Origin of the sequence: Lapidilactobacillus bayanensis (assembly GCF_003946695.1) — a bacterium.
In the GTDB taxonomy this organism is placed as follows: domain Bacteria; phylum Bacillota; class Bacilli; order Lactobacillales; family Lactobacillaceae; genus Lapidilactobacillus; species Lapidilactobacillus bayanensis.
This window is the reverse complement of sequence record NZ_RHOX01000008.1, coordinates 85,317-98,139: the sequence shown is the minus strand read 5'-3', so window position 1 is coordinate 98,139 and position 12,823 is coordinate 85,317. Positions and strand designations below refer to the sequence as shown.

Sequence of the window (12,823 nt, the reverse complement as noted above, 5' to 3'; positions counted from 1 at the left end):
AATACTGGAGTGAAGCCGCTTAGAGACAAATTCAATTTTATATTATTTCATCTGTCAACTTGACAGGGCATAGTGCAGATCATTCCTTTTTCCTATGGTGATAGTACCAACCAAAGGGGACGAGATTTTCATTGTGTGCGCGAATCCGTTTGATATTCTCGCGGTGCCGATAAAAGATAAAGAGCGTTAACGCAAAGGCGACCAGCGTTAAGAACCAGTCTTGATAATAAAGTGAAGCTAAAGTGATTAGAACCATTCCCAACATACTTGCCATACTGACCATGCTGGAAATACAGAGAATAGCGACGAAAATTGCGACAGCGATCACGAAAAAGTGCGGATTATAAGTCAGCAGAATTCCTGCACTGGTTGCGACTGCCTTGCCGCCCTTGAATTTCAAAAAGATTGGGAATGAATGGCCTAAAATTGCGGCCAGCCCAAATATTAAAACTAAATAATGGGGTGGGGTTAACCCAAACCAGATTGGTAGGGCAGCGGCTAACGATCCTTTTAAAATATCACAAAACAAAACAACGGTGCCGGCTTTTCGTCCTAAAACGCGATAAGTATTAGTTGTACCAATATTACCGCTACCGTATTGGCGAATATCTTTTTGATAAAAAAGCTGGCCAATCACCACGCCTGAGGGAAAAGATCCGATAATGTATGCTAGAATTAATAGAATTGCGAATTTCAAATTGATTCCTCCGATATAATTGCGCTTAATTGTACCATGAATCGTTTGTTGATTGGCAGTTTCCTTAAAAATTTAAGAATTCTCCTAAAAAGTATAGCTAATCAAGGCAGTTTTATGATTAACTTAGTATTAGTGTGCTGTCAATAATTGACAGACGTTGTTAAAACAATTAATCTAATGCAATAGAACATACATTCGTCTTAACGAAGACATAAGGCAAATGGAGGGTAACATGGCAAAAAAAGCACAATATGATGATAGTTCAATTCAAATATTAGAAGGTTTAGAGGCAGTTCGCAAGCGGCCAGGGATGTATATTGGTTCCACTGACGCGCGCGGACTGCATCATTTAGTGTACGAAATTGTCGATAACGCTGTTGACGAGGCTCTGGCTGGTTTTGGCTCAAAGATTGAAATTATTATTAATGCGGATGGCAGTTTGACAGTTAGCGATCAGGGTCGTGGCATGCCAACTGGAATGCATGCATCTGGCCGACCAACAATTGAAGTTATTTTAACCGTTTTACATGCTGGCGGTAAGTTCACTGAGAATAATTATAAGACTTCTGGTGGTTTACACGGCGTTGGCGCATCCGTCGTTAATGCCTTGTCCAGCTGGCTGATTGTTGAAGTGGCACGTGACCACGAATTATATCGAGAAAAATTTGTTAATGGTGGTCATCCCCAAGGCACACTGAAAAAGGTTGGTCGAGCTAAAATTAAATCCGGTACCACTTTAACTTTCATGCCGGATCCAGAAATTTTTTCAACAACAAACTTTAATTATGAAACATTAGCTGAACGTTTGCGGGAATCTGCTTTTTTGTTGAAAGGTTTAGAAATCACCTTAACGGATAAGCGTGGCGCTGAAGAACGCGGCGATGTTTTCAAATTTGATGATGGCTTGCAGTCGTTTGTCCGTTATTTAAACGAAGATAAAGACACGCTGTCTGATGTCATTAGTATCGAAGGCAAGCGTGACGAGATCGAAATCGAATTTGCTGGTCAATACAACGATGGCTATTCAGAAAACATTATTTCATTCGTTAACAATGTGCGGACTGGTGATGGTGGTACTCATGAAGTCGGCATGAAATCGGGCCTGACTAAGGCCTTTAACGACTATGCCCGCAAAGTTGGCCTTTTAAAAGAGAAAGACAAAAATCTGGAAGGCAGTGATGTGCGGGAAGGCTTAAGTTGTGTCCTATCAGTGCGTATCCCGGAAGAAATTCTCCAGTTTGAGGGCCAGACGAAAGGGCGTCTAGGCACGCCTCAAGCTCGCTCAACAGTTGATAGTTTAATTTATGAACAACTTTCTTTTTATCTGTTGGAAAACGGTGATTTGGCCCAAATGCTGGTTAGCAAAGCCATTAAAGCTCGCGAAGCACGCAATGCTGCCCGCAAGGCACGTGACGAAAGTCGTAATGGTAAAAAGCGTAAGAAAAATGATGGGCTCTTATCCGGTAAATTAACGCCAGCTCAATCACGTAACCCTAAAAAGAACGAACTTTATTTGGTCGAAGGTGATTCTGCCGGTGGTTCAGCCAAGCAAGGTCGTGATCGTCGTTTCCAAGCAATTTTGCCATTGCGCGGCAAGGTTTTGAATACCCAAAAGGCTAAGTTACAAGATATTATCAAGAATGAAGAAATTAATACGATGATTTACACCATCGGCGCCGGGGTCGGCTCTGAATTTCAGGTTGAAGATAGTAATTACGATAAAATCATCATCATGACCGATGCCGATGATGATGGTGCTCATATTCAGATTCTGTTGCTGACTTTCTTTTACCGCTACATGCGACCATTAATTGATGCCGGTAAAATCTATATTGCGTTACCACCATTGTACAAGCTGCAAAAGGGGCATGGCGCAAAAAGTAAAATTGAATACGCGTGGACTGAAAATCAATTGGCCCAAAGTGTTAAAGCCATGGGTAAAGGATATAGCTTGCAACGTTTCAAAGGTTTAGGTGAAATGAACGCCGATCAGTTGTGGGAAACAACCATGAATCCCGAGACACGAACGTTAATTCGCGTTAAAGTCGCCGACGCAACTTTGGCTGAGAAGCGAGTTACAACGCTAATGGGCGATAAAGTTGCTCCCCGGCGACGCTGGATTGAACAAAATGTTAAATTCACGATGAATGAAGCAGGAAGTATTTTAGATACCACTGCTGCAGACGATGCGCATCAGGTGAGCACCGGTGAACAAGATCTTTTGAAACAAGTTGAACATCATAAAGGTGAGTGAAGTTAATGGCTGATCAAACAGGAAAAATTGAAGAATTATCACTTGAAACCGTTATGGGTGAACGTTTTAGCCGTTACTCCAAATATATTATTCAAGAACGGGCTTTACCAGATATTCGTGATGGTTTAAAACCAGTTCAGCGGCGAATTTTGTTTGCCATGAACCAAGATGGTAACACATATGATCATGACTTCCGGAAGTCGGCTAAGTCGGTGGGTAATGTCATGGGTAATTTCCATCCCCATGGTGACAGTTCAATCTATGAATCCATGGTCCGAATGAGCCAAAATTGGAAATTACGCGAACCCTTAATTGAAATGCACGGTAACAATGGTTCAATGGATGGTGATCCGCCGGCTGCTATGCGTTACACCGAAGCTCGTTTGAGTAAAATTGCCGGCGAGCTTTTACGTGATATTGATAAAAAGACCGTTAACATGGTTTTAAACTTTGATGATACGACTGAGGAACCAACTGTTTTGCCGGCCCATTTCCCCAATTTATTGGTTAATGGCTCTTCAGGTATTTCAGCAGGTTACGCGACGGAAATCCCACCTCATAATTTAGGCGAGGTAATTGATGCCGTCGTTTATTTAATGGCGCATCCTGATGCAACCTTAGACGATTTGATGCAGTTCATTCCTGGCCCGGATTTTCCCACTGGCGGTATTTTGCAAGGCGCGGAAGGGGTCAAAGAAGCCTATCAAACTGGACGCGGTCGCGTGGTCCTACGTTCTAAGACGGCAATTGAGTCCATGCGCAGCCAACGGCAACAAATTATCATCACTGAGTTACCTTACGAAGTGAATAAGGCCCTGCTAGTTAAAAAAATTGATGAACTGCGTGTCACTAAAAAAGTGGATGGCATTTCCGAAGTACGTGACGAAACTGACCGCACTGGTTTGCGGATCGTCGTTGAATTGAAACGCAACGCTGACGCTGAAGGTATTCTGAACTACTTGTTCAAAAATACTGATTTACAAATTTCGTATAATTTCAATATGGTTGCTATCGCCGATCTTCGTCCCCAACAAATCGGTTTGAAACAAGCACTAGATGCGTACTTGACGCACCAACGCGACGTTATTACCAAGCGAACTCAATTCGACTTGGAAAAGGCTCAAAAACGGCAACATATTGTTGAAGGTTTAATTCGGGCGTTGTCAATTCTCGATGAAGTGATCCGAATTATTCGTGGTAGTAAAAATAAAGGTGACGCCAAACAAAATTTGATCAAGGAATATCAATTTACTGAAGTACAGGCTGAGGCGATTGTTTCCTTACAGCTTTATCGGCTGACCAATACCGACGTCACTGCATTGGAAGCTGAACATCAAGAACTTTCCGAGCAGATCGCTGGTTATCAAAAAATCTTAGGTGATGCAAAAACCTTAGATCGTGTCATTAAAAAAGAACTGCAACAAATTAAACATGATTTTCCCGGTCAACGTTTAACAACGATTGAAGCAAAAGTGCAGTCGTTAAATATTGACACTAGTGTGATGGTTACTTCTGAAGAAGTTGAATTGTTAGTGAGTCATGATGGCTATATCAAGCGTAGTAGCTTGCGTTCTTATCAAGCAACTGGCGCTGCCGATAATGGCTTAAAGACTGAAGACTTTCCAATTTTTGAGGGCAGTGTTAATACCTTAGATCATTTGTTCATCTTCACAACTAAGGGTAATTTAATCTATCGGCCGGTTCATGAGATTAACGACAGTAAGTGGAAAGATATGGGCCAACATCTCTCACAAGATGTCGGTTTAGATGCTGCTGAGTCGGTTTTAGCGGCTTACGTTTATTCTGATTTGAATCAAAATGGCCAATTTGTGCTGACCACATCTGATGGTTATGTTAAACAGGTTGATTTTGATAATCTATTGCCTGGACGGACATACCGGACACGACCGCAAACCGTAATTAAATTGAAGCAAGCTGATGCTCAAGTACTCAACGTCCAATACTTGTTGCCTGAAGAAGCAGTCTTTGCAGAAATTTACTTATTCAGTCGCCATGCTTACGGCTTGCATTTCGCATTAAGCGATGTACCGGTCGTTGGGGCTAAGGCCGCTGGTGTCAAAGGAATGAATTTAAAAGATGGCGATGTGTTGGTTAACGCTTGGGCCTTGACCAAAGAACAAGTCGGTGCTGGGCCAATGCTTGGTATTTTGACACAACGCGGTGCCTTCAAGAAGATGCCACTTACTGAATTACCATTAAGCAATCGGGCGTTGCGCGGATTGCAAGTCTTGCGCCAATTAAAACGTTATCCGCATGAGATTGTGGCGACCCAACTATTATTAGGTGGCGATCAACAGATCAATATTTATACGAATCAAAATGAGGTCGTTGCTTTACACACAGCGGACGTTCCGACGAATGATCGGTATTCAAATGGCAGTTTTATCTTGGATTCAGAACAAGTTGGTGCACCAATTCGCATCGAATTATTAACAGAACAGTTAGACGATCCCACAACTCAAGTTTAATTAGCAGCCCATTAAACTTGGAAATGGTCTATCAAAGACCGCCAATTAATGAAAACCAATCATAAAACAATTTAGCTAAGACTGATTATTTCGTTAAACAATTAACAAATAACCAGTCTTATTTTATTGCCTAAGTAGGTAAAAACAGCGCTGTGTAGAATATTTGCTGTTGTGAAACAGCAGTTAAAAACTGTTATAAAACAAATGAAAGAAATCAATGAAATTAGCATGTAATAATTAGGCTGATTTCCATTTTTGAATTAGAAAGGCAGCTTTAACGGAATTCTAAGCACTTACATTTTTTGAGAAAAATCTAAGAAAAGGTTTGCATTATTGTTGTGGCATGTTATACTAAGGATGTAAAAAGTGTTGTAAAACTTATATATACATGGAGGCACACAATGAAACAGATGGAAAAACAAGCCACTCCTAGTTACTGGGAAGGTTTTGTCGGTGGCGATTGGCAAAAGACAATCAATGTTCGCGATTTCATCAACAGAAACTTGGTCCAATATGATGGCGACGAGTCTTTCTTGGCTGGTCCAACTGATGCTACAACTAAACTAAACAAAATTGTCCTGGATCTTAAGAAAAAGGAACGTGAAGTTGGTGGCGTCTTAGACGCTGACAATAACATTGTTGCAACAATCACTTCACATAAAGCTGGCTATCTCGACAAAGATCTTGAAACAATTGTTGGTTTGCAAACTGACAAGCCTTTGAAACGTGCATTCATGCCATTTGGTGGTATCCGTATGGCTGAAGATGCATTAACTGCTTATGGTTTCAAGACAGATCCTGAAATGCACAAAATCTTCACTGAAGACCGCAAAACTCATAACCAAGGTGTTTTTGATGTTTATACACCTGCTATGCGTAAAGCTCGTCACTACAAGATCGTTACTGGTTTGCCAGATGCTTATGCACGTGGCCGTTTAATTCCAGATCTTCCACGGATTGCCATCTATGGTATCGATAAGTTAATGGCTGTTAAGGCTCATGACTTTGCTAACATTGGTGACGGTGAAATGACTAACGAAGTCATCCAACTCCGCGAAGAAGTTCAAGAACAATATCGTGCCTTAAGCCAAATGAAAGAAATGGCTGCTGAATACGGCTACGATATCAGTAAACCAGCTGAAACTGCTCAAGAAGCTATTCAATGGATTTACTTTGGTTACCTAGCTTCTGTTAAAACTCAAAACGGTGCTGCTATGTCCGTTGGTCGTATTGACACGACAATCGAAGCTTATATCAATCGTGATTTGAAGCGCGGTGTGTTAAACGAAGAGCAAGCACAAGAATTAATTGATCATTTAGTAATGAAGTTACGTTTGGTTCGCTTTATCCGGACAACAGAATACAACTCATTATTCTCAGGTGATCCAATCTGGGCCACTTTAACACTTGCTGGTACTGGTATGGACGGCCGTCATCATGTTACCAAGACTGCTTTCCGTTTCTTGAAGACATTGGAAAACATGGGCGCTGCTCCAGAACCAAACATTACATTGTTATGGAACGACAAGTTGCCTGAAGGCTTCAAGAAGTATGCGACTGAAGTTTCGATCACAAGTTCAACGATTCAATACGAAAACGACGAAATGCTTAAAGACGAATGGGGAACAGATTACTACGGTATTGCTTGCTGTGTATCTGCACAACCTATTGCTACTGGTATGCAGTTCTTCGGTGCTCGTGCTAACATGGCTAAGACAATTCTTTACACAATCAACGGTGGTGTTGATGAAATTGCCGAAGAACAAGTTGGACCTGCATATGCACCAATTACTAGTGAATATATCGACTATGATGAATTCATGAAGAAACTTGATCCAATGATGGACTGGTTAGCTGATGTTTATGTTAACTCATTGAACGCAATCCATTACATGCATGACAAGTATTATTATGAATCAGCACAAATGGCTTTGAAGGATACTCGTCTTGACCGAACATTTGCTACTGGTTTGTCAGGCTTCTCACATGCTGTAGATTCTATTTCTGCTATTAAATATGGACATGTTAAAGTTATTCGTGATGAGAAGGGTACTGCTGTAGACTTCAAAGCTGATAATGAAGATTATCCACGTTACGGTAACAATGATGATCGCGCAGACCAAATTGGTGTTTGGCTTGTACAACATTTCTACGAAAAGATGAACACTCATCATCTTTATCGCGGTGCTAAATTGTCAACATCAATCTTGACAATTACATCAAACGTTGTTTATGGTAAGAACACTGGTACAACACCTAATGGCCGTCAAAAGGGCGAACCATTCTCACCAGGTGCTAACCCAGCTTACGGTGCTGAAAAGAACGGTGCATTAGCATCATTACTTTCAACAGCTAAGATGCCATACCATTACGCAACTGATGGTATTTCTAACACATTTGGTGTCACACCAAATACACTTGGTCATGATGATGAAGCTCGTAAAGAGACATTAGTTAACATGATCGATGGTTATATGGAAAATGAAGGTATGCATTTGAACATTAACGTCTTCAACCGTGAGACTTTAATTGATGCTCAAAAGCACCCAGAAGAATACCCAACATTAACCGTTCGTGTTTCTGGTTATTGTGTCTACTTCGCAGACTTAACTAAGGAACAACAAGATGACGTCATTTCACGGACTTACTTCGAAGAAATGTAATCGTTGCTTTAATTGAATTAAGTACACTCACATTTTTTGACGAAAGGGATCTGGGATATTATCCCAGGTTCCTTTTGCTTTCTTGAAAGAGAATTGTGAAATAAGACTAATTGTGTTTAGACACGACAATTCATTGATTTGATTTAAAACAGTTGTTGTCTAGTGTACAATTGATAATGAGTGAGACCAATCAGTGCTGCTCACACGGATTGTTTGCTTTTGGAAAGGATGATTTTCATGGATACAGCGACTGCAACTGTAACTAAACCAGTGATCGGCTATGTTCACTCTATCGAAACGTTCGGTTCTGTTGATGGACCTGGTATTCGTTTTGTTGCCTTTTTACAAGGCTGTCGCATGCGTTGCGAATTCTGCCACAACCCTGACACTTGGAATATCGGTACTGGTGATGAAATCGATGCGGATACACTATTACAAGAAGCTGCTAAATATCGCGCTTTTTGGGGCAAGCAGGGGGGCATCACGTGTAGTGGTGGTGAATCACTACTGCAGATTGACTTTCTAATTGATTTATTCACCAAGGCTAAAGCACTGGGAATCAATACTTGTCTTGATACATGTGGTCAGCCTTTCACTTATAAACAACCCTGGTTTAATAAGTTTAAGCGCCTAATGGCTGTAACCGACGTTTCAATGGTCGATATCAAGCAGATTGATACTGATCGGCATAAACGCTTAACCGGCTTTAATAACGAGCCGATTCTGGCCATGATTCAATATATGTCTGAGAATGGTCACCATATGTGGATCCGTCACGTCTTGGTACCAGAACGAACAGACTTTGACGAGAATCTTAAAGAATTAGGCGAATATATTAAAACATTGAATTATGTTGATAAGGTTGAAATTTTACCCTACCACACAATGGGTGTTGTTAAATACGAAGATTTAGGAATTGACTATCCGTTGAAGGGAATCGAGCCACCAACTCATGATCGAGTCGTCAATGCTGAGAATTATTTGCACGTCGATGATTATCAAGGTTGGCGCACTTATCCCATTAATGCGTAATAAGTTAAGCTAATTGTTAAAAGAGCGGCCATTTTGGTTGCTCTTTTTTTAGACTTATATTATTATAATGATAAAGTTTATATTAATATCAACGGGGGAACGTATATGAAGACGCGACAGGAAAATCTCTTCGCATCTAAGACATTGACATATTTTCTGCAACTTGCTGAAACCATGAATTACACGCAAGCTGCGCAAATCTTAGGAATTACTCAACCTGCCTTAACGCAACAAATTAAGAAACTTGAACGGACTGTCGGCGCACCAGTTTTCTTTTCAATCGGCAAGAAACTCTATTTGTCTGATGCCGGCCGGACAATGCTCGCAACGACACAGCAGATTTTTGAAATCGTCAATAGTGCGTTAGACAAGGTTCAACAATCAACCAGTGCCACTGAAGGTCCCATTAGCATTGGCTTCTTATCCTCAATGGAAACAATTGGTTTTGAGCGGTTCTTCGTTCATTTCAATGAGTTGTATCCTGACGTCAAAATCAGCTTCGACTTGTTGACGCGTCACGAGATTTGGGATCGGTTAGAGAACAATCAGATTGATCTCGCAGTGATGTATGTTCCAGACGAGAGTATTAAGAACTGGCGCGCTTATGCAACGAAGAAGATCTCAGACGATCATTTGGTTTTCTTACATCATAATGATAAACTTGCCAATCGCAAAAAGGTTAAATTAGCTGCGGCTGCCAAGAATAATTGGGTCGGTTATCCGCCAGATTACTTCATTTCACAATTATTGACTGAAGTCTTTAAGAATAAAATGGTAGATGAACCCGAAATTAAGGGTCAATTTACGTCACCATTTTCAATTATTCGCTTTGCTCAAGCTCGTGATTACGTCACTGCCTTACCTTATACTTTCTTTTTAGCTCATGAACACGAGATCACGATGCATCATGCTGAATTTGATCCTGCAATCTCGTTTGATATGTCGTTTGTTTACCGCAATGACAAGATTAATATTCCTCGCATTAAACTATTCTTCGAAGAATGGGACAAGTTTTTTAGCAAAAAAGATTATTTATCTGTTTTAAGTGATGTCGAATCTCACAGTTTTGGGGTAAAATAGACTTATCTGATTTAAAAAGGAGTTTTATAGTAATGGCAAAAGAATTGGTCTTCGGACATCAAAATCCAGATACTGACGCAATTTGTACAGCAATTTCGTATGCTTATTTGCAAAGACAACTCGGTTACGACACAGAAGCGGTTGCCTTGGGTGAACCGAATGAAGAAACTAAATATGTTTTAGCACACTTCAACCAAGAGGCACCACGAGTAATCACACGTGCGAGTGATGAAGTTACCAAGGTCATGTTAGTCGATCATAATGAACCACAACAAAGTGTCAGTGACATTGCTGATGTCACAGTAACTCACGTTGTTGACCACCATCGCATCAATAACTTTAATACATCTGACCCAATTTTCTATCGTGCAGAACCGCTGGGTTGTTGCAGTACGGTAATTTGGAAGTTATATCATGAGAATGGTATCACTATTCCCGCCAAAATTGCGGGTCTCATGCTTTCTTCAATCATCTCTGATACTTTACTCTTCAAGTCACCGACAACAACGCAGACGGATCGTGACGCAGTTGTAGACCTTGCTAAGCTTGCTGATGTTGATTATGAGACATATGGCTTAGACATGTTGAAGGCTGGAACTGATCTTTCTAGCAAGTCTGAGCAAGCATTAGTGGATATGGATGCCAAGACCTTTGAACTTAAAGGCAAAAAAGTACGTGTTGCTCAAGTAAACACTGTTGATTTAGACAGCGTCCTAGCTCGTCAAGCTGCGTTTGAAGCCGTCATTAACGATGAGAATGCTGCCGAAAATTATGATTTATTCGTCCTCTTAATGACGAATATCTTAAATAGTGACTCGGAAGCTATTGTCATCGGTTCTGAAACCGGTATTGCTGCTTTTGAAAAGGCTTTTGACAAGCAAGTGGTTAACAATCGCGTCTTGCTTCCTGGCGTTGTTTCACGTAAGAAACAAATCGTCCCACAATTAACAGAAGCATACTAATTTTAATTCTGAATATGTTAAAATAAGAGGTAAGCGACCTAAGTCTGCTGGCCTCTTTTTTGTTGACCATGAGCATCTTGATTGTGGTATATTGTGGGCGTTGATTGATTGCATTGAAATGTGGAATTTAAAAAGGAGAATTACTTTGAAACAAGAACAAATGATGTTAAAGTTTCAGAATTTTTTCAATAACAATGAAGATATTCGTGTATTTGGTCTGAATGGCTCCCGTACTAATCCTAATGTCTTAGACGATAAGTTTAAAGATTATGATGTGGTCTTTTTTACGGACAACGTTGCTAAATATGTGAACGATCACTCATTCATGGATCAATTCGGCGAGATTCTCTTAGCGACTGAGCCAGGTCATGACGGACTTTATCCACCTGAGGAATTGGATCTTGCTGGTCGCCATAATTTCTTAGTTCTATACCAGAGCGGACTGCGGATTGATTGGCAGTTCCGACCTTTACAGCAATTAAAAGGCTATTTATCTGAAGATACATTAACACGTATCGTTGGTGATAAGGATGGTCGCGTGACAGAGTCATTACATCCTAACGATCGGCAATATTGGTTAGATCGTCCTTCTGAAAAGATGTTTAGCAGTTCAGTGAAGGAATTCTGGTGGGAATTTGTCAACACACTTAAAGCAACAGTGCGTCAAGAAAATTTCTTAGCCCAGTTTTATTTAAATCTAACGCGCGAGGAATTAATTCGAATGTTAACTTGGGGCGTGGCTACCAATCATGGTTTCGAACGCAGCTACGGTAAGCAAAATCAACAAACCTTGAAATTCTTGCCACCTAAAGTGCAAAGACATGTGTTAGACACCTTTGATACTAGTAGCACTAACGCTATCTATGCGTCATTGAAGACCATGACCCAACTAGAGAACACGGCCCTAAAACTGGTCGGAGATAAATTGAATTTTAACTATCAACCTCTATTGGCGCTCGATCAAGTACCATTAACTTATTTGCGTAGTAAAGATGAAACTGACCTGGCAACTTACTTTGATCAAAATAATGCCAGTTTGTTGCAGCAGCTGGAAAGTCAGTTAGTTGACTGGGGTCAGCATGATGAAGATATTGATAGCTTAATCGTAGTGGGTTCATATGCTCGTGGTACACAGAAGCCAGAATCAGATCTTGATCTAGTCTTAATTACCAATAACAAAGCCAAATTTTTCCAACAAAATGATTTTGTGAATCAATTTGGCAAGGCAACGAAAGTTCAGACAGAATTTTATGGCGTCGTGACTTCAATTCGTGCGACCTATGAAGATGCATCAGAAATCGAATTCAGTATTGCAGATGCAACCTGGATTGAGAAACCATTGAACCCAGGAACAAAGCGCGTCCTACAGGGTGGTTTTAAAGTCTTAGTTGATAAACATCATCAATTTAAAAACGTGCGGGTGACATCCGATGAGGATCGCCTTAATTAATCAGAATACGCGTAGTATTAAGCAATTCAGCAATAATTTTCCAGGTTGAAATGAAATTTATTTATAAGTTGAAATGTATAAGTTAAGCTGAGGCGAGAACAGAATTGAGTTTGTTGATTAATAACATCGTTAAAACTCAGGCGCTTGGCTCATGACGACACCAAAATAAAGAAACTGAGATTTTTGTCCCAGTTTT

The 12,823-nt window shown here is 40.5% G+C and carries 8 protein-coding genes; 7 read left to right on the top strand and 1 reads right to left on the bottom strand.

Translation table 11 applies throughout. The features are described from left to right. Positions 1 to 79: 79 nt before the first annotated feature. Complete coding sequence (plsY, locus tag EKM65_RS04610) at positions 80 to 697, bottom strand: glycerol-3-phosphate 1-O-acyltransferase PlsY (RefSeq protein ID WP_125606008.1); 618 nt, start codon at positions 695 to 697, stop codon at positions 80 to 82. Positions 698 to 929: 232 nt separating this feature from the next. Here plsY and parE point away from each other — a divergent pair, with 232 nt between their 5' ends. From parE to EKM65_RS04575, 7 genes are all read left to right on the top strand, one after another. Then, complete coding sequence (gene parE / locus EKM65_RS04605) at positions 930 to 2,951, top strand: DNA topoisomerase IV subunit B (RefSeq protein ID WP_125606005.1); 2,022 nt, start codon at positions 930 to 932, stop codon at positions 2,949 to 2,951. A gap of 5 nt (positions 2,952 to 2,956) precedes the next feature. Next, entirely contained in the window at positions 2,957 to 5,440 is a 2,484-nt protein-coding gene (gene parC, locus EKM65_RS04600) for a DNA topoisomerase IV subunit A (RefSeq protein WP_125606002.1), read from the top strand. Between the two features lie 401 nt (positions 5,441 to 5,841). Next, positions 5,842 to 8,103: a formate C-acetyltransferase gene (gene pflB / locus EKM65_RS04595; protein WP_125605999.1), complete on the top strand. Its 2,262-nt coding sequence runs from the start codon at positions 5,842 to 5,844 to the stop codon at positions 8,101 to 8,103. A 237-nt stretch (positions 8,104 to 8,340) separates the two neighbouring features. Then, positions 8,341 to 9,135, top strand: coding sequence for a pyruvate formate-lyase-activating protein (gene pflA / locus EKM65_RS04590; protein WP_225420401.1), 795 nt, complete (start codon positions 8,341 to 8,343; stop codon positions 9,133 to 9,135). A gap of 105 nt (positions 9,136 to 9,240) precedes the next feature. Then, on the top strand, positions 9,241 to 10,215 hold the full coding sequence (locus EKM65_RS04585; protein ID WP_125605996.1) for a LysR family transcriptional regulator: 975 nt from the start codon (positions 9,241 to 9,243) through the stop codon (positions 10,213 to 10,215). 32 nt (positions 10,216 to 10,247) lie between these two features. Further along, positions 10,248 to 11,177, top strand: coding sequence for a manganese-dependent inorganic pyrophosphatase (locus EKM65_RS04580; RefSeq protein ID WP_125605993.1), 930 nt, complete (start codon positions 10,248 to 10,250; stop codon positions 11,175 to 11,177). Between the two features lie 145 nt (positions 11,178 to 11,322). Next, complete coding sequence (locus EKM65_RS04575) at positions 11,323 to 12,627, top strand: aminoglycoside 6-adenylyltransferase (protein WP_164506819.1); 1,305 nt, start codon at positions 11,323 to 11,325, stop codon at positions 12,625 to 12,627. Positions 12,628 to 12,823 lie beyond the last annotated feature (196 nt).